Source organism: Nocardia coubleae NBRC 108252, assembly GCF_001612805.1.
GTDB lineage: Bacteria > Actinomycetota > Actinomycetes > Mycobacteriales > Mycobacteriaceae > Nocardia > Nocardia coubleae.
In genome coordinates, this window is sequence record NZ_BDBD01000018.1 from 486,587 (window position 1) to 508,060 (window position 21,474).

Genomic DNA, 21,474 nt, shown 5'->3' on the forward strand with positions numbered 1-21,474 from the left:
TAGCACGCGGCGACAGGTAGCGTGCCAGGAATGAACAGGGCACCGATCGACGCGCACCGTCTGCGCAGCTCTCTCGTCTCCCCGGCACCGGTGTTCTTCGACCGGATCGATGTCGTCGAATCGACCGGTTCGACCAATGCCGATCTGGTGGCCCGCGCGGCCGATCCCGCTGTCGACCGGCAGGCACTGCTCGCCGAGGAGCAGGTCGCCGGACGCGGTCGACACGCCCGCGAGTGGGTGAGCCCGCCGCGGGCGCAGATCTCGCTGTCGATCCTGGTCCGGTTGCCGGGGATCGACCCGGTGGCGCTGGGCTGGTTGCCGTTGCTCACCGGTATCGCGGTGGTCGACGCGCTGCGTGGCATCGCGGGTCTTTCGCCGGAATTGAAGTGGCCCAACGACGTTCTGCTCGACAATCGCAAGCTCGCGGGCATCCTCGCCGAGGTCGCCGCCACCGGCATCGCGCCAGCCGTGGTGGTCGGTGTCGGCCTCAATGTCGACCTGGACGAGTCGGAACTGCCTGTGCCGCATGCGACTTCGCTCGTGTTGGCCGGTGCGCAGACCACCGATCGCACCGCGCTCGCCGCCGCGATCCTCAGCGAATTCGCCCGCCGGTTCACCGATTGGGAGCGGGCGGGGTGGGCCACCGACGAACTCGCGGCGGCCTACCGCGAGCGTTGCGCGACCATCGGGGTGAACGTGCGGGCAGAGCTGCCGGGTGGGAAGGTGCTCACCGGTGTGGCCACCGGGGTAGACGCCACCGGGCGACTGCTGATCGGCGACGAAGCGGTGTCGGCGGGAGATGTGACCCACCTGCGCGGGCAGTACTGACCGCGACGCGTTCGCGGCCGCCGGTCAGGCGCTGTGGTCGTCACGACGCCTGACCGAACGGCCGCTGCCGATCAGCGCGCCGCTACGCCCGCCCCCTTGCGGTCGGCGACCTCGCGCTCGCGCGCCAGCAACCTGTCGCGCTGTTCCTCGAACTTCAGCACGTCCTTCTCCAGCTTGGCCAGGAACTGCGCCAGCTCGTCGCGCGCGGCCTCGCCGCGTGGCCCGAAGTCGTCGCGGCCGAAGATGTTCCACTGCTTGAGCACCGGCAGCACCACCTCGTCGAGGTGCTGGCGCAGGTCGTAGATGCCGTGCTTGGCCATCAGCACGCCGTTGCGCCGCCAGTTCGGCATGCCCGCGCCGGGCATCTGGAAGTTGGTGAGCACCTTGGTGATCGCGGGCATCGCCTGATCGGGGACCAGGTCAAGGGCGGCCGCGCACAGGTTGCGGTAGAAGATCATGTGCAGGTTCTCGTCGGTGGCCACGCGCGCGAGCATGCGGTCGGCGACGGCGTCGTCGCAGACGCGGCCGGTGTTGCGGTGGCTCACCCGGGTGGCCAGCTCCTGGAACGTCACGTACGCGACGTTGACCAGGAACCCGCCCCAGTTCGCCGGTGCGTGCGCGCCCTGGGTCATGTGGACCATCCTGGCGTTCTCCAGCGCGACCGGGTCGACCCCTCGGGTCACGACCAGATAGTCCCGGATGACGATGCCGTGCCGGTTCTCCTCGGCGGTCCAGCGACCGACCCAGGTACCCCAGGCGCCGTCCTGGGAGAAGTTCTCGGCGATCTCCCGGTGATAGGAGGGCAGGTTGTCCTCGGTGAGCAGATTGGTGATCATCGCCGCCTTGGCGACATCGGTGAGCTTGGATTGTTCCGGCTCCCAATCGATCCCGCCCATCGCGGCGAAATTGCGACCCTCGTCCCACGGCACGTAGTCGTGCGGGTGCCAGTCCTTGGCGATGGACAGGTGCCGGTTCAGATTCTGTTCGGCGACGGGTTCGAGAGCGGTGAGGATTTCGAGCTGAGTCAGAGCTTTGGTCACGCGAGCCTCCACTGTCGTTGTCGAGCAAGGAGAAATGGGCAAAACCTGGCTTCTAGCGCGGAATCCACAGTATCGCCTCCGCCGTGGCATCGAGAAATGCACCGTCATCGCGCGGTACTGTGCGGATATGGGTTACCCGGAGGATGTCCTCGCGCCCGACGAGCAGCTGATCCTGCACCGCCACCCGCACTGGAAGATGCTGGTCTGGCCGATCATCACGCTCATCGTCGCCACCGCCCTCGCCGGTTTCCTCGGCGGGCTGGCATGGCGCAACACCACCGGGCACGTGCGAACCGTGCTGCTGGTGCTCATCGGCCTGATCTGGTTCGGGATCATCGCCTGGCGGGTGATCGCGCGGGTGATCGCCTGGAAATCAACGCATTTCATCGTCACCCAGCGGCGGGTGCTCGTGCGTGAGGGCGTGCTCACCCACACCGGTATCGACATCCCGCTCAGCCGTATCTCCAGCGTGCAGTTCAGTCACGGGGTATTCGACCGGCTGCTCGGCACCGGCACCCTGATCATCGGGTCGTCGTCGGAGGAGCCGCTCGAATACGACGACATCCCCCAGGTGCAGCAGGTGCACTCGCTGCTCTACCACCAGGTTTTCGAGGCGGGCCGCTCGCCGACCGATCAACATTGGGGTGGCGGCTACCGGTGAGCCGCGGGTCCAGACCACTTAACCTGGGCACATGACCGCAGTACTTCTGGCCGAGGACGACGAGGCGATCGCCGCACCCCTGTCGCGCGCACTGGGGCGTGAGGGCTACACCGTCACCGTCGAACGCTTCGGCCCGGCGGTGCTGCGGCGCGCTCTCGAAGGCAACCACGACCTGCTGATCCTCGACCTCGGCCTGCCCGGAATGGACGGGCTCGAGGTGTGCAGGCAGGTACGCGCGGGCGGCGCCGACATCGCCGTGCTGATGCTCACCGCGCGCACCGACGAGGTCGATTTCGTCGTCGGGCTCGACGCGGGCGCCGACGACTACGTCGGCAAACCGTTCCGCCTCGCCGAACTGCTCGCCCGCGTGCGAGCTCTGTTGCGGCGCAGCGGAATCGGTGACGACGCGGTGGAGGTCGGCGGTATCCGGCTGGAACCGGCGGCGCGCCGCGTGCTGGTGAACGGGGCCGAGGTGAACCTGGCCAACAAGGAGTACGAGCTGCTCAAGGTGCTCATCGACCGGGCGGGTCAGGTGGTCGGCCGCGAGACGATCCTTCGCGAGGTGTGGGGCGATGCCGACCTGCGTGGTTCCAAGACCCTCGACATGCACATGTCCTGGCTGCGCCGCAAGATCGGCGACGAGGGCCCGATGGCCGAGCGGCGCATCGTCACCGTGCGCGGGGTCGGCTTTCGCCTCAACACCGACACGCACCGGAGCTGACGGGTCGTGCGTCGTCGCATCCTGCGTTCGATCCTCACTGTCCTCACCATCACCACCGTGGTGCTCGGCGTACCTCTGATCTACACCGCCTGGCTCTGGGTGGAGGACATCACCCGCAACGATCTGCAGAGCAGGCTGGAGCGCATCGCGGCCGAGGTGATCGCCCAGGAACAGATCGACGGTTACGTCCACGACGGGCTGGACGTGCGCGCCATCCGGGCGCTGGTGCCAGAGGGTGGCAGGCTCACCGTCGTCTACCCGACGCCGACCGACAATGCCGCGCGCACCGACATCGGTGCCGAGAAGATCGACGATCCCCTGGTGGAGTCGCTGTCGATGGGGACTTCGGCGTCGTTGCGGCTCGAGGTGCCCGCCGGACCCATGCACGCCCGCCAGGAGCAGGCCGTCGCCGCGGTGGCGCTGGCCGTGCTCGCTTCGCTCGGTGCGGCGTTCTCGGTGGCCGTGGTGACCGCGCGCCGCGTCGCCGATCCGCTACGCGACGTGGCCGCCCGCGCGGCCCGGCTGGCGATGGGCGACTTTCGGCCCGACCCGCGCAGGCACGGCATCGCCGAACTCGACCGGGTGTCCGATGTGCTGGACTCGGCGACCGTCGAGATCGCCGGCCGTCTCCAACGTGAGCATGCGCTGGTCGCCGACGTCTCCCACCAGCTGCGCAGTCGTCTGACGGCCGTGCGGCTGCGCTTGGACGAGCTGTCGACCCACAACGATCCCGAGGTCGTGCACGAGGCCGAGGAGGCGATGGCGCAGGTCGATCGGCTCACCGACGCCATCGACGACCTGGTCCGCGCTTCCCGCTCCGAGGACGCCGCCGATCGCGACCCGGTGCCGGTGATGGCCGAGCTGCGCGGTGTGGTCGCCGAATGGACGCACCCGTTCCACGAGGCGGGCCGCGAACTGAGCCTGATCGGCGACGAATCCCTGCGCGCGCCGATCACCGGTTCGCGGTTGCGTGAGGCTGTCACGGTGCTGGTCGACAACGCCCTCATGCACGGCGGCGGCACCTGCACGGTGTCGGTGCGCACGGTCCCGACGATGAGTTCGCGCGACCCACTGGTCTGCGTCGAGGTGGCCGACGAGGGCGAAGGCATTCGCGACGAAATGGCCCCGCACATCTTCGACCGGGGTTTCTCGGCCGGTGGATCGACCGGTGTGGGGCTGGCGCTGGCGCGGGCCCTGGTCGAGGCCGACGGTGGCAGGCTCGAGCTGCAGCGTCGCCGTCCGGCGCTGTTCGCGGTGTTCCTCGGTTCCAAAGTCAACCGGTCGCAGAACGCGACGCTGACCGAACCGCGCTGAGTTACCAACCGCGCCTGCTCAGCTCTTGCCGAGCGGTTCTTCCTCGACGAGCTCTTCCAGTTCGGCGACGATCTCGTCCATCTCGTCGGGGAACACCCACCGCCGCATCGCCCAGAACCGGAACGCCATCTGCAGCAGATTGCCGATGACGAACGCGCTCACGAAGTCGGCGATGTTCTCGGTCAGGAAACTCACATTCGGCTGGCGCAGATCGAACACATAGCTCGAGATCCACAGCGGGATATTGCTCAGCACCACGCCGATGCCGCTGACGCCGAAGAACAGCAATGCTTCGTGATGTTTCTCGCGGCCGCCGCGATTCTTGAACGACCATTCGCGGTTGAGCACATAGGACGCGATCACCGCGACCACGCCGGAAATGATCTTGGCGGTGACCGGCTTTTCCGACAGAACGGTCCATTTGAGCAGGTAGAACAGGCCGCTGTCGATCACGAACGTCGTCGCGCCGACGATGGCGAACTTGATCAGCTCTTTATGCCGGAGCGCGAGCTCGCGCAGGCGCGGGGGAAGGACGCTGACCACGTCGTCGACGATTGACACGAGTTCCGAGTGTACCGGTAGCAAAGATTCGCATTCGACATGACAACATTGCACGACGTGACTGCACGTTCGTTCGATCCGTCTGCCATGCCCACCGTCACGATGGTCGGTGGGGGCCAGCTCGCGCGCATGACGCACCAGGCCGCGATCGCCCTCGGCCAGCGTCTGCGGGTGCTCGCCGAGAACCCCGGCGACCCCGCCGCCCAGGTGAGTCCCGATGTCGTGCTCGGTAGCCACGACGACCTGTCCGCGCTGCGCACGGCCGCCAAGGGCTCACACGCGCTCACCTTCGACCATGAGCACGTGCCGACCGAGCACCTCGACGTGCTCGTCGCCGAGGGCGTGAATGTGGCGCCGCCGCCGCAGGCGCTGATCTTCGCCCAGGACAAGCTGGCGATGCGGACCAAGCTGTCCTCGCTGGGTCTGCCGGTGCCCGCGTTCGTCGAGGTCACCTCGCCCGCCGACGCCGTCGCCTTCGGTGACGAGCACGGCTGGCCCTTCGTGCTCAAGGCCGTGCGCGGCGGGTACGACGGGCGCGGGGTGTGGATGCCCGCCGATGCCGAGGAGGCGACGGCGCTGGTCACCGACCAGCTCGCGCACGGTGTGCAGCTGCTCGCCGAGGCGAAGGTCGACCTGAAGCGTGAGCTGTCGGCGATGGTCGCTCGTTCGCCGTTCGGGCAGGCGGCCACCTGGCCGGTCGTTGAGACCGTGCAGCGCAACGGTCAGTGCGCGGTCGTCATCGCGCCCGCCCCCGACCTGCCGGAGGACACCGGCGCCCGTGCGGAGACGATGGCGCTCGAGCTGGCGGCCGGGCTCGGCGTGGTCGGTGTGATGGCGGTCGAACTGTTCGAAACGCACGACGGCGAACTGCTGGTCAACGAGCTCGCCATGCGTCCGCACAACTCCGGGCACTGGGGCATGGACGGCGCGCGGACCGGCCAGTTCGAGCAGCACCTGCGCGCGGTCCTCGACTACCCGCTCGGTGACACCACCCCCTTGGCGCCTGTCACGGTGATGGCGAACATTCTCGGCGCTGCCGAGGCGCCCGTGATGTCGATGGACGAACGGCTGCACCACCTGTTCGCCCGGATGCCCGAGGCCAAGGTGCACCTCTATGGCAAGGGTGAACGGCCCGACCGCAAGATCGGGCACATCAACATCCTCGGCGACGACGTGGCCGAGGTCCGGGAGCAGGCCGAGCGCGCCGCGCATTGGATGTCGCACGCGGTCTGGACCGACGGTTGGGACCCGCACGGCGAGTGAACCGCTGACAACCCCGCGCACCGCACCTCCGCCGAAAGGAATCAGATGAGCACCACCGGACCCCAGGTCGGCCTGATCATGGGCAGCGACTCCGACTGGCCGACCATGGAAGCCGCCGCCGAGGCCCTCGCCGAGTTCGGTATCCGCTTCGAGGTCGGCGTCGTCTCCGCCCACCGCACCCCCCAGCGCATGCTCGACTACGCCCGCGAAGCAGCAGGCCGCGGCCTGAAAGTCATCATCGCGGGCGCGGGCGGCGCTGCCCACCTCCCCGGCATGGTCGCCTCCGCCACCCCCCTCCCCGTCATCGGCGTCCCCGTCCCCTTGAAATACCTCGACGGCATGGACTCCCTCCTCTCCATCGTCCAAATGCCCGCAGGCGTCCCCGTAGCCACCGTCTCCATCGGCGGCGCCCGCAACGCAGGCCTCCTCGCCGTCCGCATCCTCGCGTCCTCCGACGAATCGCTGCGCACCCGCATGGAACAGTTCCAAGCCGGCCTCGAAAAAATGGTCCTAGCCAAAGACGAAGCCCTGCGCACCAAACTCCTGGGCTGAGAGACCACGCCGGTCGCCTCTCTCGGCGACCGGCCGCCCGAATTGCCGAATTCCGGTGAACCGCCGCGATTTTCGCACAACGATTCACCGTCGCATACCTTCACCGCATGGTGACCTCATCGCACGAAGCGATGCATCGGATCTTCCAGCACGATGCCGCGGCAATAGCTCACGCGTTCGTCGTCTTGAATCTGCCGTTCGCGAAACCGACTGCGGTGGAGCAGGTCTGCGTGGATCTGACCGAAACCGCTCCGGTCGAACGGCGTGCCGACACCGTCCTCGACATCACAACGGTCGACGACCGGTTTCTGATGGTGGTCGAGGCGCAGTCGGCGCCCGATGATTCCCGGCCGGACGCTTGGTCGTATTACGTCACGTTCCTGCGCAACAAATACCGGCTGCCGGTCATCCTCGTAGTCGTCTGCCACGATCATTCGACGGCACGATGGGCCGACGCTCCAATGGCGATCGGGCACACGTCGTGGACCACGATCACCCTGCACCCGCTTGTGCTCGGCCCGCACAACGTCCCCGCCATCACCGATCCCGCCGTGGTGGCCCAGGATCTGCCTCTGGCCGCATTGTCGGCGGTGACTCATGCCCGAGAGAACGACATCGGTGCGATACTGGAAGCGATCGTCACAGCTCTGCGCAGGATGGACGGCAACGAGGCGACCGAGTTCTACGTCGAATTGATCGAGCAGGGTATCTCCCATACCGAAGCCGCTGAGACCTGGAGGAAGTACATGACAGCCGATCTCTCGTTCTTCCGTTCCGAATCCGCGCAGAAGCTCAGGGAGCAGGGCCGCGCTGAGGGGCGCATGCAGGATCTGCTGATGATTCTGCAGCACAGGGGGGTCGCGGTCTCCGATGTGGCAGCGGATCGGATTCGGGCCTGCGATGACGAAGCGCAGCTGACCACGTGGCTGCGGCGATCGCTGGACGTATCTTCGGTCGACCAACTGTTCGGTGAGTGAGACGCCCGCGAGCGAGTGGGCGTCGGTGAGGCGCTCGGGCGATGGTGACTACGGTTGACGTCCGTGGCACAGGATGATGCGGCGCAGTTTCGGCTGACGGTGGTTGATCAGGCGTTGCGGTTGTTTGCCGAGCGGGGGTATGAGGCGACGACGGTCGACGAGATCGCGGTGGCGGCGGGGATTTCCCGGCGGACGTTCTTTCGGCAGTTCCGGTCGAAAGAGGACGTGATCTTCGCCGATCACGAGTTCCAGCTGGCTTCGGCGCAGGAATTCCTGGCCGAGGTGCGGGGGGATCCGTGGGATGCGGTGTGCGAGGCCGTGATCGGGGTGTTCGAGCGGTTCACGCAGTGGCGCGATATCGCGGCGCGGCGGTACCAGGTGGTGCGGTGGGTGCCGGCGTTGCGGGAGCGCGAGATCGTCACCGTGTTCCGGTACGAGCGGTTGTTCACCGAGTTCCTGCGCGAACGGCTGCCGGAGACGCCGGATCTGGCGCGTATCCAGTTCACGGCCGCGGTGACCGCCACCCACAACTACCTGTTGCGGCGGATGGTGCGTGGCGAGCCGGGGGCGGCGGTGAGCGATCTGCGGACCGAACTCGCGCTGATTCCCCGTGGCAGGCGCGACGCGGCGGAAGGGGAGGAGCTGGTGGTCGCGGTGTTTCCGCGCGACATGCCGCCGCGCGAGCTGGCCGACCGGCTCACCGCGCGCCTCGGTAACCTGTGAGCCACCGGCCTCGCGACACCACACATCAGTGACACTCGGTGCCACACCCATATCCCCATGTAGCGATAGAGTGCCCCGGGTATAATCTCTGTGGATTGGCACTGCGTGCCGAACGTAAGCCCGCTGTGCGAGGCGCAGCGAACACCACCAGAACCAGGAGTGTGCCTTCGATGGCTGGAAACCCCGATTTCGACCTGTTCAAGCTCGAGGACTTCCACGACGAGCTGCGGCAGGCCATCCGCGGCCTGGCCGAGAAGGAGATCGCGCCCTACGCCAAGGACGTCGACGGCAACGCCCGGTTCCCCGAGGAGGCGCTCACCGCCCTCAACGCCGCCGGCTTCAACGCCGTGCATGTGCCGGAGGCCTACGGCGGCCAGGGTGCCGACTCGGTCGCCACCTGCATCGTGATCGAGGAAGTCGCCCGCGTCTGCGGTTCCTCCTCGCTGATCCCCGCCGTCAACAAGCTCGGCACCATGGGCCTGATCCTCAACGGCTCCGAGGAACTGAAGCAGAAGGTCCTCGGCGACCTGGTCGAGGGCAAGATGGCCTCGTACTGTCTGTCCGAGCGTGAAGCCGGCTCCGACGCCGCCTCCATGCGCACCCGCGCCAAGGCCGACGGTGACGACTGGATCATCAACGGCTCCAAGTGCTGGATCACCAACGGCGGCAAGTCCGAGTGGTACACCGTGATGGCCGTGACCGACGCCGACAAGGGCGCCAACGGCATCTCCGCGTTCATGGTGCACAAGGACGACGAGGGCTTCGTCGTCGGCCCGCTCGAGCACAAGCTCGGCATCAAGGGTTCGCCGACCGCCGAGCTGTACTTCGAGAACTGCCGCATCCCCGGCGACCGCATCATCGGCGAGCCCGGCACCGGCTTCAAGACCGCGCTGCAGACCCTCGACCACACCCGCCCGACCATCGGCGCGCAGGCCGTCGGCCTGGCCCAGGGCGCGCTCGACGCCACGATCGCCTACACCAAGGACCGCAAGCAGTTCGGCAAGTCCATCGCCGACTTCCAGAACACCCAGTTCATGATCGCCGACATGGCGATGAAGATCGAGGCCGCCCGCCTCATGGTCTACACCTCCGCGGCCCGCGCCGAGCGTGGCGAGAAGAACCTCGGCTTCATCTCCGCCGCCGCGAAGTGCTTCGCCTCGGACGTGGCCATGGAAGTCACCACCAACGCCGTCCAGCTCTTCGGCGGCGCCGGCTACACCACCGACTTCCCGGTCGAGCGCATGATGCGCGACGCCAAGATCACCCAGATCTACGAAGGCACCAACCAGATCCAGCGCCTCGTCATGAGCCGCCAGCTCCTGCGCTGATCCCTCAGCACGAACGCCCCCGGCAGGATCCCTGCCGGGGGCCGTTTCGTATTCATCTGCCGCCGAACAACTTTCGCCAGCCGGATCGGCGCGGCGCGACCTCGACGCTCACCCGCGCTCCTTCCGGCACGAACCGGGCCTGCTCGTGAACCTGGCCCGCGATCCCGACCGCGACGACGAAGTCGAGCACTTCTACGTTGTCGGCCGTCATCGCGCCGCCTAGGACGGGCGGATGACTGAAGTCGTAGACCTGATCGGCCGCCGGGGTGATGCCGCGGTCGACGAGTTCGGCGACGAGATCGGCGCGCAGCACCTGTGGGCCTTGCGACGGATCGTTGAGGGCCGTCTCGCACTCCTGGAACGACGCCCACCTGCGGGTGAGCGTTCCCGAGATGATGTCCAGCAGCCACACGCCGTCCTCGTCGCCGAGAAAGACGTCGCCGAACAGCGTGGTGAACACCGGCCGCTTCCCGTCGACCCCGATCCACGCCCATTCCTCGAGTGCCACCGCCACCTTTTCGTCCGCTGGGCGGATCAACGTGGGCGTCCGGTCGGCCGCGTTGGGGCCGTGCGCTTCGGCGACGAGGTCGAGGAAGGTCCACACGTTGCCGACCGTGTAGGTCGCGGGCTCCATCGACCCGCCGAGGAACGGATACGGCGTCGGGATGTAGACCTGGCCGTCGCCGAGCGGTCCGAGCAGGGCACGGATTTCGGCGACGTGGCCGGGCAGCATGACGTACTCCGCGAAGCCGGGGTCCCGGAGGACGGTGTCGGCGAATTCCCCCGGCCCCGAGAAGGTTCCGTAGCTCTTGGCCGCGGCCTCGAACGGATGCAGCACCGCGTACTCACCCGCCGCACTTGCCAAGAACACATGCCCGAGGTCGGAATACCCGACCACACAGTCGAACTGCGGGAACTCGGCGGCCCAGGTTGCCGCCACCGAACCCACCGCCACGGACGGGATCAGCCGGAAACACTCCGTTTTGTCCACAGCGCTCACCTTCTGCCGAACATGCGTTGCCGGAGAGACCGTTTCGGCGCCGTGGCGTGACTGCGCGCCAGTGGGTCGTAGTCGTAGGCGGAACTGCACGCCCACGTCGCATCGGGTTTTTCGACAGGTTGTACTGCACCCCGCGAAGGCCGGTCCCAGCGTAGTGGTGCATGGAGATCAGCTCCGTGAGCAGCGGGCTCAGCGAAGACCAGTCCTCTGAGATGAACTGCGTGTCCGCCTGGCACCGGACATCGACCCGGTTGCCGTCGAGCCCGATGTCCACTATTGCCGTGGTCGCGTGTTCGTCCACCTGGCTCGCGACGACGTGCGCGACCTCCGTCTCGATGCGGAGCTGAGCCATCCAATCGATCATCGATCTCCGTCCAGAAAAATCGGGGTGACGGTTCGGCACCATCCGGTTCCTCGCCGGCCATCGAACGTTCCGAGCGGAGAGCAACCGAGGAGCATAGCTCTGGGTTCGGTGGCCTGCAATGACTCGTTCAGGAGAACCGAATGACACACGCGCCGTTTGGTAATCGGCACAGCTCGTGACGGGTAGCCCTCCGTCGCGAGTTCGGTTCACTAGCGTGATCGCCCGAGTGGCCGGGAATGCGGCCGGGTGAGTCTCGAGGTGATGTGGTGCGACGTGACCGGGTGGTTCGGTGGGTCGCGGTGTTGGGGGTGGGGGTGGCGTTGGCCGGGTGTGCGGCGGAGGAGGCGCCGGGGATCGTGGCGCTGAAATCGTTGCCTCGGCTGGCCGAGTATCCGGCCGGGTATTCGCTGGTGGGCAAGCCGGCGAGTATCACCGCCGCCGAGGCGGGTACGGCGTTGCCGCTCACCTTCACCGATGAGGCGTGCCGTCCGCTGATCGAGAATCCGATCGGTGCGGGGGCGCGGGAGTCGGTGGCTTCGAATACGAGCCCGGCGGTGTTCCTTGTCCAGATCGTCGAATCCGACTCGGATGTGGCGGGTCTGACCGGCCTGGTGCAGCGGTGCGCGAACGTCGAGGCGCGCACCGGGGACCGCACCTTGAAGATGGCCGTGTCGACGGTGGAGGCGCCGAAGACGGTGGCCACGGAAGCCGTCGTCATCCGGACGAACGGGAATCAGGAGACGCGTATCGAGGGCGCGCCCCCGGTGCAGACCCCCGTCGCGCAGCAGCGCGTTGTCGCCAGGGTCGGGAAGTACGTGGTGTCCGCGCTGGTGATGCTGTCCTCGATGCCGGAGCAGAGCCAGACCGCCGAGCTCGAGGTGCTGCGGCGGGTCTACGAGATCGCCGTGGACCAACTGGCCCGCGAGACCGCGTGAGGGCTCAGGGGACCAGTTCGGCGTATTCGGGGTGCTCGGCGATGTACTTCTCGACGTACCAGCAGGTGGGCACGACCTGGTAGCCGTTGGCCCGGGAGTCGTCGAGGCCGTATTTGACCACGTCGGCGGCGACCCCGCGGCCCCGGAACTCCGGGAAGGTCATGGTGTGGTGGAAGTCGCGGACCTTGGTGTCCTCGCGTTCGGCGTAGTCGGCGTATCCCGCGAGGACATCGTCGAGGTAGATCTCGTAGCGGGTATCGGCGACGTTGTGCTCGAGCCTGGTGGTCATACCGGATGCTAACCCGTCGCGGTCGGCGGATGTTCCTACAGGACCGCGCCGGGGTTGAGGATGCCCGCCGGGTCGAGCGCGTCCTTGATGCGGCGGGTCAGGGCCATCACCTCGGGGCCGACCTGGTTGGGCAGCCACGCCTTCTTGAGCCTGCCCACGCCGTGCTCACCGGTGATGGTGCCGCCGAGGGTGATCGCCAGGTCCATGATCTCGCCGAAGGCGCGGTGGGCGCGGGCGGTGTTGTCGGGGTCGGTGGGGTCGTGCACGATCAGCGGGTGGGTGTTGCCGTCGCCCGCGTGGGCGATGACGGAGACCAGCACGTCGTTGCGTTCCCCGATGGCGGCCACGCCGGTGATGAGCTCACCGAGCCGCGGTAACGGCACACCGACATCCTCGAGCAGCAGCGACCCGATCCGTTCCACCGCCGGAATCGCGAACCGGCGCGCGGCGGTGAAGGCTTCGCCTTCCTCGGGATCGGCGGTGTGGAAAACCTCTGTCGCCCCGGCCTTTTCGCAGAGCGCCAGCATCGTCTGCGCTTCGTGCGTCGCGTACTCGCCCGGTGCGTCCGACCGGGCGACGAGCAGTGCGGCGGCGGTGCGATCCAACCCCATCCGCATCTCGTCCTCGACGGCGTTGATCGCGACGGTGTCCATGAACTCGAGCATCGCGGGCCGCAGCGCCGAGGTGATCGCGAGGATCGCGTCGGTGGCGGCGGTGAGTGTGGCGAATCCGGCGACCACGGTGGCCTGCGGTGGTTGGGCGGGCAGCAGGCGCAAGGTGAGTTCCGTGATGACCCCGAGAGTGCCCTCACTGCCGACGAACAGCTTGGTCAGCGACAACCCCGCCGAGTCCTTCAGCCGAGGCCCACCGAGCCGAACCACGGTTCCGTCGGCGAGCACCACCTCCATGCCGAGCACGTAATCGGTGGTCACACCGTATTTCACGCAGCACAGCCCACCCGCGTTGGTTGCCGCGTTCCCACCGATCGAGCACATCTCGAACGACGACGGGTCCGGCGGATACCACAACCCTTCCGCCGCGACGGCCCGCTTCACCTCCGCATTGAGCAGCCCCGGCTGCACCACCGCTGTGCGCGTCACGGGATCGACGCTGATCTCGCGCATCAATTCGGTGGACAGCACGATCCCGCCGTCGACCGCCGTCGCGCCACCCGAGAGCCCCGACCCCGCCCCGCGCGGCACCACCGGCACCCCGCGCGCCTGCGCCCAGCGCAGCGTGGCCGCCACATCGGCGGTACTGCGCGCCCGCACGACCGCGACCGGCGTTCCCGCCTCGGGATCACGAGCCCAGTCCTGCCGATACCCCTCCATCACATCGGCATCGACTACAACAGCCCCCTCGGAAACCTCCGAAACCAGCGAATCCAGATCCACCCGGCGATCGTCCATTCCCAACGCTAACCCGACCAGGCCCTCTCGAGTATGCGATCACCACGCTCTGGTGGCGGCATCGTTGGAGAGCCGAACCGTGGTGATCAACCGTCCAGATGTGATGTGCGCCCGAACAGGGCCGCGCGGGCATGATTGTGATTCGGCGCGGCTGGTTGGTGTATACGGCGTCCGAGTGGTCACAATGCAGGGGAGGGTGTGATTTTGTCGGGGCGCCCGGCGTGTTTTCTTGTTCCGTTGCCTGCGCATCGCGTACGCGATGTCGTTGTGCCGCACCGTTTTTCGCAGGGAGGATCGGATGATGAGGGAACCTCGGGACCGGGCCGAGCTGGTCGGCGCGCTGCTGGGCGCCGATATCGAGGCCGACGCGATGCGTCGCGTGTACGCGGGCGACCACGACGACTGGATGACGGCCCTCGAGTCGACGGGTCTTTTCGATCTGCGTGCGCTCGCCGAGATCGCGAGCTCGTGGGCCGCCGACCCGCGCGTACTGCGCGACGCGCTGCTGGCCGAGGCCGACGAATTCACCCGCCGCCGTTGCCTCGCCGAGTGGGCGGCGCTCGAGCGCGGTCCGGTCGTGGCCGTCGGCCGCTAGCGCTCGGGGCGTTTGCCCGTTGCTCACCTCGATGTCATGTGCCGCTGGCAGGCTGACCGGGTGGAGCAGCAGGCGAGTGTCACCGATTCGGCCGCCGACCGGTTCACCCGCTGGTGCGAGGGCGTTGTCGCCCGGTTGCCGTGGGGACTCGACCGGTACGTGCCCGCCACTTTCCTCGGCTTCGCCCTCATCAACAGCTTCACCTTCGGCGTCGATCTGCTGCTGCTCACCCTGCTGCACGACGGATTCGATCTGCCGGTGTGGTTGTCCATCACCTGCGCCTATATCGTCGCGTTCGGCCTGAGTTTCCTGCTGAATCGGACCTTCAACTTCCACTCGCACGCCCCGATGGGCAAGCAGGCGGCGGTGTATGTGGTTGTGGTGGTGGTGAACTACCTGGCGTTCATCCTCGGCGTCGGCTCGGGTCTCACCGCGCTCGGCGTGCAATACCACGTGGCGCGGTTGCTGGCCGGTGGATGCGAGGCCGTGTACATGTACTGCGCGATGCGCTGGATCGTATTCCGCAAACGGACACCGGCACCCGACCTGGCCGCGGCCGACACCGCACGCTGAGACCCTCAGCGTGACCCGCGCAGCACCTCGGTGTCCTCGCCGTCGACCACGACGACATCGTCATCGGTGAGCGCCCAGTGCGGAACGCCTTCTTCCTGGTAGCGCGCAAGCATTTTCGCCGATTCTCCGTCCGGATCGGTGGCCGAGTCCAGGTGCACGACCAGCTGCCGATCCAGCAGTCCGAGCCCGTCCCATCGCGGCGCGGCCCCGGTGGTGGGCAACACCTCGCCCGGGTCGTCCATCGTCTCCAGCCCGTGCAGATCGGGCGTGAGCAGGCAGGCGCCCGCGCTGTACCCCGCGTAGGTCAACGCGTCCTCGCGCAGCAGTGCGGGAAGCACCGAATCGGCTCCGCTGCGGGCGAATTGGGCACGCAAGACGAAGGTGTTGCCGCCACGCACCCACACCATCGAGTATCCGCGCAGTCGACGTTCCAGCTGCGCGGGCTGCCCGACGTACTCGCGCAGATCCAGCACCTCGGGCGAATAGCCCTGCCTGCGTAGGGGTTCCATGTCGCTGGCGACCGCCGACGCCCATGCGGCGGGCCAGGCATCACACGCGTTCGGAATCACCGCGACCTTGCCCTTGTCGCCCGCCAGCGCGGCGAGCCGCTCGGCGAAACCGCCGAATCGGTAGGACGCCAGGAACAACCGCATCAGATGGTGAAGGCCAGGTTCTGGACCAGCCGATCGCCGAGGGCGGCATCGCCTTCGACGACCACCTTCCCCGGGTGCGTCGCCGCGGACTGCCTGCCACCACGCAGACGCGCGAAAAGCCCCGAGTCCAAACGGATCACGGTTGTCGGCTCCCCGTCGGCTTCGTCGAGCACCGAACCGCGCCCGCCCTCCACCGCGAGGTGCACCTGCCGGGTGACCGGGCCGGTGAGGTCGAGTGTGATCCGTGAACCATCCGGTGCCTTGGCGCCCTTCACCACCGCGCGCCCGAGCCCGAGCGTGAGTTCGGTGAACGCCGCCTCCGCGCGCGCACCGCCCTCGTCGACACTGCGCCCGATCCCGTCGGCGAGGTCGAGCTCGTGCATCCAGCAGTCGAACAGGCGCACCCGCATGAACCGGCCATAGGCCACCTGCCCGACCGGCGACACCGTCGGCGCCTCCCACTCCTCGTCGGTCATGGCGGCGAGGGCGGCCCGGCGCAGCTCGGTGACCTCGTCGAACAGCGCGAGCAGGCGTTTGCCCGACAGCGGCCGCAACCGGTCGACCCAGATCTCGTTGAGCACGGCGACCTCGTTGCGCACATGCGGCAGCGTGCGCACATCGGTCTTGGGGCGCAACGGGTCATGGGCGGGCGGGGTGCGCCCGAGCAGCCACGATTCGGTACCGATCACATGCGCGACCACATCGAACAGCGTCCAGCCGGGCAGGGGTGACGGTCGGCGCCAGGCCTTTTCGTCGAGGTCGGCGACCAAGGTGGCGATGGTCTCCCACTGCTGGGCGAGCAGATCGGTGAGCAGTTCACGCGGCGGTGTCGGTTCGGTCATCCCTGTACTCCTTCTGCTTCGCTCGACGGGCCCGGCCGATCAGGTTGTCGCCCCGGCGTATTCGCCTCGGCGTCGAGCGCGTCGATGCCCGCGCGGATCGCCGCCGCCGTCGAGGTGGGTTCGTGCGGACGTCGCAGCAGGAACCCCTTGGCGAAACCGAGTTTGTCACCGTGCTTGCGCGGCACCACGTGCAGGTGCACATGGCCGACGGTCTGGAAGGCCGCGGTGCCGTCGTTGATCGCGAGATTGGCACCGTCGCTGGCCAGCCCGCTGCGGCGCAGGGCGCGGGCCAGGCGATGACCCACGCGGAAGACCTGTGCGCCGAGATCGGGATCGAGGTCGTCGAGTTCGGTGGCGTGGGTCTTGGGAACCACAAGGGTGTGGCCTCGCGTGATGGGCCGGATGTCGAGGAACGCGCAGACGGCGTCGTCCTCGTAGACCTTGGTCGCCGGCGCGGCACCGGCCACGATCCGACAGAAGACGCAGTCGTTCACACCGTGAACCCTACGGCGTGGCCCTCGGGACGCAACAGTCCTTGCATGACACACGTCACGTCCCGCTCGGTGGTCGGCCGTCCTACCCGCACTCTCACGTCCAGGTAAGTATCGGACCTGCTTGTGCGTTCTTGTCCTCGCCTACCTGCGGCTACGAATGTGTAGTCAGGCGCCACCCGGCGCCCGGCGGGCCGAGGAAGTGGCTGTCGCTGCGGAAACAGGTCCGCTCTGTCCGTTTTGTGGTCAAGAGTCCAGTTCTCCGCTGTGACGGGCATCTCCGCTAGGCTCACCGCGAGCCGAGTACAGTTGCGAGGATTTCAGTTGAACTTACTGACCGGTAACGTCGGCTGAACCGTTGTTCCCAGGCTCGAAGCCAGCACGAAAAGGAAGTCTGACTAGTGGAGACAACGCAAAACGTTGGCGAGGATTCGCCGCGCGGCGCGCGTGTCGGAGTCGTTCGCGAGTCCGGCGTGGGTGAGCGGCGAGTCGCCCTGGTACCCAAGATCATCCCCACCCTGTCCAAGCAGGGTGTCGAGGTGATCGTGGAAGCCGGTGCGGGCCTCGGCGCGCTCATTCCCGACGCGGCCTATGTAGAGGCCGGTGCGACGATCGGCGATCCGTGGTCGGCCGATGTCGTGGTGAAGGTGGCTCCGCCCAGCGATGCCGAGGTGGCCAGGCTGTCCTCCGGGCAGACGCTGATCGGCTTCCTCGCGCCCCGCAACGCGGAGAACCAGATCGGTGCGCTGAAGGCGGCCGGTGTGCAGGCCTTCGCGGTGGAGGCGATTCCGCGTATCTCGCGTGCGCAGGTGATGGACGCGCTGTCCTCGCAGGCCAATGTCGCCGGGTACAAGGCTGTGCTGCTCGCCGCGTCGGAGTCGACCCGGTTCTTCCCGATGCTCACCACCGCGGCGGGCACCGTGAAGCCCGCGACGGTTCTCGTGCTCGGTGTCGGCGTGGCAGGCCTGCAGGCGCTGGCGACCGCCAAGCGTCTCGGTGGTCGCACCACCGGTTACGACGTGCGTCCCGAGGTCGCCGACCAGGTGCGTTCGGTCGGTGCGCAGTGGCTCGACCTGGGTATCGATGCCGCCGGTGAGGGCGGGTACGCCCGCGAGCTCACCGAGGAGGAGAAGGCCAAGCAGCAGCAGGCGCTGGAAGACGCCATCAAGGGTTTCGACGTGGTCATCACGACCGCGCTCGTGCCGGGCCGCCCGGCGCCGCGTCTGGTGACGGCCGCCGCGGTGGAGGGCATGAAGCCCGGCAGCGTGATCGTCGACCTGGCCGGGGAGACCGGTGGCAACTGTGAGCTCACCGAGCCCGGCGAGATCGTCGTCAAGCACGAGGTGACCATCGCCTCGCCGCTGAACCTGCCCGCCACCATGCCCGAGCACGCTTCGGAGCTGTACTCCAAGAACATCGCCGCGCTGCTGGAACTGATGCTGGTCGACGGCAAGCTCGCGCCCGATTTCAGCGATCAGGTGCTCGCCGACTCGTGCGTTACCCGTGAGGTGGAAGCCTGATGTACACCGAACTTCTCGCCAATATCGCCATTCTCGTGCTGTCCGGCTTCGTCGGCTTCGCGGTGATCTCCAAGGTCCCCAACACCCTGCACACCCCGCTGATGTCGGGCACCAACGCCATTCACGGCATCGTCGTGCTCGGTGCGCTGGTGACGCTGGGCAACGTGAAGGATCCGTCCCTGCTGGTCCAGGTGATCCTGTTCGTCGCCGTGGTGTTCGGAACGCTGAACGTCATCGGTGGCTTCGTGGTCACCGACCGCATGCTCGGCATGTTCAAGGGTAAGAAGAAGGCGGCCGAGTGATGCACGCAGTCGACAATATGACCTACCTGGTCAACGGCCTCTACATCGTGGCCTTCTCCATGTTCATCTACGGCCTGATGGGGCTCACCGGCCCCAAGACCGCCGTGCGCGGCAACCAGATCGCCGCCGTCGGTATGGCGATCGCCGTGATCGCCACGCTGATCTCGATCCGGCACACCGAGATGCTGAACTGGGTCCTGATCGCCGGTGGCCTGATCGTCGGTGTGGCACTGGGTGTTCCGCCCGCCGTGCGCACCAAGATGACGGAGATGCCGCAGCTGGTCGCGGCGTTCAACGGTGTCGGTGGTGGCACCGTCGCGCTCATCGCGTGGGCCGAATTCATCGACAGCTCGGGCTTTTCCGCGCTGCACGACGAACCGACCATCCACATCATCATCGGTTCGCTGTTCGCCGCGGTGATCGGCTCGATCTCCTTCTGGGGCTCGATCATCGCCTTCGCGAAACTGCAGGAGATCCTGTCCGGCAAGCCGATCGGCATCGGCAAGCTGCAGCAGCCGCTGAACCTGCTGCTGCTGCTCGGCTCCATCGTGTGTGCCGTGGTGATCGGTCTCGGCGCCAACGACGGTGGCGTGTCGCAGCTCTGGATGATCGCGCTGCTTGTGCTGGCCGGTGTGCTCGGCCTGATGGTCGTGCTGCCCATCGGTGGCGCCGATATGCCGGTCGTCATCTCGCTGCTCAACGCCCTGACCGGTCTGTCGGCCGCGGCCGCCGGCCTGGCGCTGAACAACACCGCGATGATCGTGGCGGGCATGATCGTCGGCGCGTCCGGCACCATCCTCACCAACCTGATGGCCAAGGCCATGAACCGGTCCATCCCCGCGATCGTCGCCGGTGGGTTCGGTGGCGGTGGCGCGGTGGCATCCGGTGCCGGTGGTGAGGCCAAGACGGCCAAGGCCACTTCCGCCGCCGATGCCGCGATCCAGATGGCCTACGCCAACCAGGTCATCGTGGTCCCCGGCTACGGTATGGCCGTGGCCCAGGCCCAGCACGCGGTCAAGGAGATGGCGTCGCTGCTGGAAGGCAAGGGTGTCGAGGTCAAGTACGCGATCCACCCCGTCGCCGGTCGTATGCCCGGGCACATGAACGTGCTGCTCGCGGAGGCCGAGGTCTCCTACGACGCGATGAAGGAAATGGACGACATCAACGGTGAGTTCAACCGCACCGATGTGGTCCTGGTGATCGGCGCCAACGACGTCACCAACCCCGCCGCCCGCGAGGACCCGTCCAGCCCCATCTACGGCATGCCGGTCCTCAATGTCGACCAGGCCAAGAGCGTCATCGTGCTCAAGCGCTCGATGAACTCCGGCTTCGCCGGCATCGACAACCCGCTGTTCTACGCCGACCACACCTCCATGCTGTTCGGCGACGCCAAGAAGTCCGTCGGTGCGGTCACCGAGGAACTGAAGGCGCTGTAAGACAAGCGACATCGAACAAGAGAGGCCCCGCCGGTATTTCACCGGCGGGGCCTCTCGCTGTCGCGTGGCTACTTGAAGGTGTCGGCCAGGAGGTCGAGGGTGGCCATGGACTGGCGGTAGTCCGGGCGCTTGCTGGCTGCGGGGAGTTCGTAGACCTGGTTCTTCTGGAATGCGGGGAGCATGGCCAGGGCCGGGTCCTGTTTCAGGGCGGGGATGTTGCGGCCGCCGTCGAGCAGGATCACGAACAGGACCGGGGCGTCGGCGACGGTGCTCAGGAGTTCGGGGCTGAAGGTGACCCAGTCACCCGCCTGGGTGCGGGGCGGGTTGCCCGCCTTGGCCTCGATCTTGTCGTCGATGGTGAAGCCGACGTCGGCGAGGAGGTTGGACAGCGGGGTGCCGGGGGCGAGCAGGATGGGCTTGCCGTCGGCCTGGGACTGCATCACCGAGGTCGCGCCCTGGGGGATCTTCAGCTCGGCCTTCACCTCCGCGACCCGGTCCTTGTAGGCGGTGATCATGGGCTCGACCTTGTCGGGGCGGTTCACGAAGTCGGCCACCGTCTTCAGCTGGTCCTGCCAGTTGGCGAGATCCGAGGGGACGAGGGCGGTCGGTGCGACGGCGCTGAGCTTGTCGTAGTTCTTGATGGTCTGCAGGCCGGGGAAACCGGGCCCGCCGCCGATGATGAGGTCCGGCCGCTGGGCGGCGATGAACTCGAGGTTGAGGTCGTCGCCGGAGGGAACCGCTTCGGTGCCTTGCTCTTTCGCGTCGGCGGCCCAGGCCGGAGGGAACTCGCCGGGTGCGAGGGTGACGCCGAGGATGCGCGGATCCGCGGCCTTCACGTTCGCGTCCAGGTCGTAGAGGAATCCGGCGAGGGCGCCGTTGAGCACCACGATGCGCTGCGGGTCGGCGGGCACGGTGATCTGGCCCTTGGCGGTTTCCACCTGCCGGGTGCCGGTGTCGGTCGACCCTTCGGAGGTGGAGGTGCCGCAGCCCACTGCCGTCGCGGTGACCGCGACGATCAGGAGTGCGACGGCGGCGCGCATGCGGGCCGTCATTCGGTGCGCTGACATAGGAGTTGTTCCTTCTTTCTATCCAGGTGG

Annotated in this window: 25 protein-coding genes; 15 read left to right on the top strand and 10 right to left on the bottom strand. The window is 67.4% G+C overall.

Annotated features, from left to right (window positions below):
* Positions 1-30 precede the first annotated feature (30 nt).
* Complete coding sequence (locus tag NCO8_RS19325) at positions 31-828, top strand: biotin--[acetyl-CoA-carboxylase] ligase (RefSeq protein WP_067641429.1); 798 nt, start codon at positions 31-33, stop codon at positions 826-828.
* Between the two features lie 71 nt (positions 829-899).
* On the opposite strand, the gene NCO8_RS19330 is transcribed toward NCO8_RS19325, so the two are convergent.
* Positions 900-1,868 carry an acyl-ACP desaturase gene (locus NCO8_RS19330; protein WP_067641431.1) on the bottom strand — a complete coding sequence of 323 codons (969 nt, stop codon included), beginning with the start codon at positions 1,866-1,868 and terminating at the stop codon, positions 900-902.
* Positions 1,869-1,995: 127 nt separating this feature from the next.
* Between NCO8_RS19330 and NCO8_RS19335 the strand changes: the two genes are divergently transcribed.
* The 3 genes from NCO8_RS19335 to NCO8_RS19345 are packed head-to-tail and all read left to right on the top strand — an operon-like array spanning position 1,996 to position 4,564.
* Complete coding sequence (locus NCO8_RS19335) at positions 1,996-2,529, top strand: PH domain-containing protein (RefSeq protein ID WP_067490654.1); 534 nt, start codon at positions 1,996-1,998, stop codon at positions 2,527-2,529.
* A 31-nt stretch (positions 2,530-2,560) separates the two neighbouring features.
* Complete coding sequence (locus NCO8_RS19340) at positions 2,561-3,250, top strand: response regulator transcription factor (protein WP_067490653.1); 690 nt, start codon at positions 2,561-2,563, stop codon at positions 3,248-3,250.
* A 6-nt stretch (positions 3,251-3,256) separates the two neighbouring features.
* The gene (locus NCO8_RS19345; protein ID WP_067641433.1) at positions 3,257-4,564 is read left to right on the top strand and encodes an ATP-binding protein; all 1,308 of its coding nucleotides are present in this window, start codon (positions 3,257-3,259) and stop codon (positions 4,562-4,564) included.
* A gap of 18 nt (positions 4,565-4,582) precedes the next feature.
* Here the strand turns inward: NCO8_RS19345 and NCO8_RS19350 are convergent, their stop codons facing one another.
* The gene (locus NCO8_RS19350) at positions 4,583-5,125 is read right to left on the bottom strand and encodes a GtrA family protein (RefSeq protein WP_067641435.1); all 543 of its coding nucleotides are present in this window, start codon (positions 5,123-5,125) and stop codon (positions 4,583-4,585) included.
* Between the two features lie 39 nt (positions 5,126-5,164).
* On the opposite strand from NCO8_RS19350, the gene NCO8_RS19355 reads away from it, so the two are divergent.
* Both NCO8_RS19355 and purE read left to right on the top strand, forming a co-directional pair.
* On the top strand, positions 5,165-6,388 hold the full coding sequence (locus NCO8_RS19355; RefSeq protein WP_067641437.1) for a 5-(carboxyamino)imidazole ribonucleotide synthase: 1,224 nt from the start codon (positions 5,165-5,167) through the stop codon (positions 6,386-6,388).
* 45 nt (positions 6,389-6,433) lie between these two features.
* Positions 6,434-6,940, top strand: coding sequence for a 5-(carboxyamino)imidazole ribonucleotide mutase (gene purE, locus NCO8_RS19360; protein WP_067641439.1), 507 nt, complete (start codon positions 6,434-6,436; stop codon positions 6,938-6,940).
* Between the two features lie 116 nt (positions 6,941-7,056).
* On the opposite strand, the gene NCO8_RS32560 is transcribed toward purE, so the two are convergent.
* Positions 7,057-7,374 carry a hypothetical protein gene (locus NCO8_RS32560; RefSeq protein WP_245655421.1) on the bottom strand — a complete coding sequence of 106 codons (318 nt, stop codon included), beginning with the start codon at positions 7,372-7,374 and terminating at the stop codon, positions 7,057-7,059.
* A 27-nt stretch (positions 7,375-7,401) separates the two neighbouring features.
* On the opposite strand from NCO8_RS32560, the gene NCO8_RS32565 reads away from it, so the two are divergent.
* From NCO8_RS32565 to NCO8_RS19375, 3 genes are all read left to right on the top strand, one after another.
* Complete coding sequence (locus NCO8_RS32565; protein ID WP_245655422.1) at positions 7,402-7,917, top strand: hypothetical protein; 516 nt, start codon at positions 7,402-7,404, stop codon at positions 7,915-7,917.
* Positions 7,918-7,980: 63 nt separating this feature from the next.
* Positions 7,981-8,640, top strand: coding sequence for a TetR family transcriptional regulator (locus NCO8_RS19370; protein WP_067641639.1), 660 nt, complete (start codon positions 7,981-7,983; stop codon positions 8,638-8,640).
* Between the two features lie 170 nt (positions 8,641-8,810).
* Positions 8,811-9,968 carry an acyl-CoA dehydrogenase gene (locus NCO8_RS19375; protein ID WP_067641442.1) on the top strand — a complete coding sequence of 386 codons (1,158 nt, stop codon included), beginning with the start codon at positions 8,811-8,813 and terminating at the stop codon, positions 9,966-9,968.
* Between the two features lie 52 nt (positions 9,969-10,020).
* Here the strand turns inward: NCO8_RS19375 and NCO8_RS30740 are convergent, their stop codons facing one another.
* Entirely contained in the window at positions 10,021-10,959 is a 939-nt protein-coding gene (locus tag NCO8_RS30740; protein WP_084457293.1) for a T6SS immunity protein Tdi1 domain-containing protein, read from the bottom strand.
* Positions 10,960-11,598: 639 nt separating this feature from the next.
* Between NCO8_RS30740 and NCO8_RS19390 the strand changes: the two genes are divergently transcribed.
* Positions 11,599-12,267 (top strand): hypothetical protein, encoded by a 669-nt coding sequence (locus NCO8_RS19390; RefSeq protein ID WP_157104979.1) that lies wholly within the window; start codon positions 11,599-11,601, stop codon positions 12,265-12,267.
* 4 nt (positions 12,268-12,271) lie between these two features.
* On the opposite strand, the gene NCO8_RS19395 is transcribed toward NCO8_RS19390, so the two are convergent.
* Positions 12,272-12,556 (bottom strand): GNAT family N-acetyltransferase, encoded by a 285-nt coding sequence (locus NCO8_RS19395; protein WP_067641448.1) that lies wholly within the window; start codon positions 12,554-12,556, stop codon positions 12,272-12,274.
* A gap of 35 nt (positions 12,557-12,591) precedes the next feature.
* Positions 12,592-13,965: an FAD-binding oxidoreductase gene (locus tag NCO8_RS19400; protein ID WP_067641450.1), complete on the bottom strand. Its 1,374-nt coding sequence runs from the start codon at positions 13,963-13,965 to the stop codon at positions 12,592-12,594.
* A gap of 301 nt (positions 13,966-14,266) precedes the next feature.
* Between NCO8_RS19400 and NCO8_RS19405 the strand changes: the two genes are divergently transcribed.
* Both NCO8_RS19405 and NCO8_RS19410 read left to right on the top strand, forming a co-directional pair.
* Positions 14,267-14,560: a hypothetical protein gene (locus tag NCO8_RS19405; RefSeq protein WP_067490675.1), complete on the top strand. Its 294-nt coding sequence runs from the start codon at positions 14,267-14,269 to the stop codon at positions 14,558-14,560.
* A 36-nt stretch (positions 14,561-14,596) separates the two neighbouring features.
* Complete coding sequence (locus NCO8_RS19410) at positions 14,597-15,133, top strand: GtrA family protein (protein WP_067641452.1); 537 nt, start codon at positions 14,597-14,599, stop codon at positions 15,131-15,133.
* A 5-nt stretch (positions 15,134-15,138) separates the two neighbouring features.
* On the opposite strand, the gene NCO8_RS19415 is transcribed toward NCO8_RS19410, so the two are convergent.
* Genes NCO8_RS19415 through NCO8_RS19425 form a run of 3 tightly spaced genes read right to left on the bottom strand, consistent with a single transcriptional unit; the run spans position 15,139 to position 17,122 of the window.
* Positions 15,139-15,786, bottom strand: coding sequence for a Type 1 glutamine amidotransferase-like domain-containing protein (locus tag NCO8_RS19415; RefSeq protein WP_067641454.1), 648 nt, complete (start codon positions 15,784-15,786; stop codon positions 15,139-15,141).
* Positions 15,786-16,628, bottom strand: a complete 843-nt coding sequence (locus NCO8_RS19420; RefSeq protein ID WP_067490622.1) for a maleylpyruvate isomerase family mycothiol-dependent enzyme — start codon at positions 16,626-16,628, stop codon at positions 15,786-15,788. The genes NCO8_RS19415 and NCO8_RS19420 overlap by 1 nt, the downstream gene beginning before the upstream one ends.
* Positions 16,625-17,122 (bottom strand): HIT family protein, encoded by a 498-nt coding sequence (locus tag NCO8_RS19425; RefSeq protein ID WP_245655424.1) that lies wholly within the window; start codon positions 17,120-17,122, stop codon positions 16,625-16,627. Before NCO8_RS19425 ends, NCO8_RS19420 begins: the two co-directional genes overlap by 4 nt.
* A gap of 398 nt (positions 17,123-17,520) precedes the next feature.
* Here NCO8_RS19425 and NCO8_RS19430 point away from each other — a divergent pair, with 398 nt between their 5' ends.
* The 3 genes from NCO8_RS19430 to NCO8_RS19440 are packed head-to-tail and all read left to right on the top strand — an operon-like array spanning position 17,521 to position 20,377.
* Positions 17,521-18,639 (top strand): Re/Si-specific NAD(P)(+) transhydrogenase subunit alpha, encoded by a 1,119-nt coding sequence (locus NCO8_RS19430; protein WP_067641456.1) that lies wholly within the window; start codon positions 17,521-17,523, stop codon positions 18,637-18,639.
* Positions 18,639-18,941 (top strand): NAD(P) transhydrogenase subunit alpha part 2, encoded by a 303-nt coding sequence (locus NCO8_RS19435; RefSeq protein WP_056818017.1) that lies wholly within the window; start codon positions 18,639-18,641, stop codon positions 18,939-18,941. The genes NCO8_RS19430 and NCO8_RS19435 overlap by 1 nt, the downstream gene beginning before the upstream one ends.
* Positions 18,942-18,958: 17 nt before the next feature.
* Positions 18,959-20,377: an NAD(P)(+) transhydrogenase (Re/Si-specific) subunit beta gene (locus NCO8_RS19440; protein WP_067641641.1), complete on the top strand. Its 1,419-nt coding sequence runs from the start codon at positions 18,959-18,961 to the stop codon at positions 20,375-20,377.
* 68 nt (positions 20,378-20,445) lie between these two features.
* On the opposite strand, the gene NCO8_RS19445 is transcribed toward NCO8_RS19440, so the two are convergent.
* Positions 20,446-21,444 carry an ABC transporter substrate-binding protein gene (locus tag NCO8_RS19445; protein WP_067641458.1) on the bottom strand — a complete coding sequence of 333 codons (999 nt, stop codon included), beginning with the start codon at positions 21,442-21,444 and terminating at the stop codon, positions 20,446-20,448.
* Positions 21,445-21,474: the final 30 nt, after the last annotated feature.

Coding starts and splice junctions, on each gene's coding strand:
- purE (WP_067641439.1), top strand. CDS start 6,434: ATGAGCACCACCGGACCCCAGGTCGGCCTGATCATGGGCAGCGACTCC.
- NCO8_RS19400 (WP_067641450.1), bottom strand. CDS start 13,965: ATGGACGATCGCCGGGTGGATCTGGATTCGCTGGTTTCGGAGGTTTCC.
- NCO8_RS32560 (WP_245655421.1), bottom strand. CDS start 7,374: ATGATCGTGGCAGACGACTACGAGGATGACCGGCAGCCGGTATTTGTT.
- NCO8_RS19415 (WP_067641454.1), bottom strand. CDS start 15,786: ATGCGGTTGTTCCTGGCGTCCTACCGATTCGGCGGTTTCGCCGAGCGG.
- NCO8_RS32565 (WP_245655422.1), top strand. CDS start 7,402: ATGGCGATCGGGCACACGTCGTGGACCACGATCACCCTGCACCCGCTT.
- NCO8_RS19440 (WP_067641641.1), top strand. CDS start 18,959: ATGACCTACCTGGTCAACGGCCTCTACATCGTGGCCTTCTCCATGTTC.
- NCO8_RS19435 (WP_056818017.1), top strand. CDS start 18,639: ATGTACACCGAACTTCTCGCCAATATCGCCATTCTCGTGCTGTCCGGC.
- NCO8_RS19340 (WP_067490653.1), top strand. CDS start 2,561: ATGACCGCAGTACTTCTGGCCGAGGACGACGAGGCGATCGCCGCACCC.
- NCO8_RS19375 (WP_067641442.1), top strand. CDS start 8,811: ATGGCTGGAAACCCCGATTTCGACCTGTTCAAGCTCGAGGACTTCCAC.
- NCO8_RS19335 (WP_067490654.1), top strand. CDS start 1,996: ATGGGTTACCCGGAGGATGTCCTCGCGCCCGACGAGCAGCTGATCCTG.
- NCO8_RS19355 (WP_067641437.1), top strand. CDS start 5,165: ATGACAACATTGCACGACGTGACTGCACGTTCGTTCGATCCGTCTGCC.
- NCO8_RS19405 (WP_067490675.1), top strand. CDS start 14,267: ATGAGGGAACCTCGGGACCGGGCCGAGCTGGTCGGCGCGCTGCTGGGC.
- NCO8_RS19410 (WP_067641452.1), top strand. CDS start 14,597: ATGTGCCGCTGGCAGGCTGACCGGGTGGAGCAGCAGGCGAGTGTCACC.
- NCO8_RS19445 (WP_067641458.1), bottom strand. CDS start 21,444: ATGTCAGCGCACCGAATGACGGCCCGCATGCGCGCCGCCGTCGCACTC.
- NCO8_RS19420 (WP_067490622.1), bottom strand. CDS start 16,628: ATGACCGAACCGACACCGCCGCGTGAACTGCTCACCGATCTGCTCGCC.
- NCO8_RS19395 (WP_067641448.1), bottom strand. CDS start 12,556: ATGACCACCAGGCTCGAGCACAACGTCGCCGATACCCGCTACGAGATC.
- NCO8_RS19325 (WP_067641429.1), top strand. CDS start 31: ATGAACAGGGCACCGATCGACGCGCACCGTCTGCGCAGCTCTCTCGTC.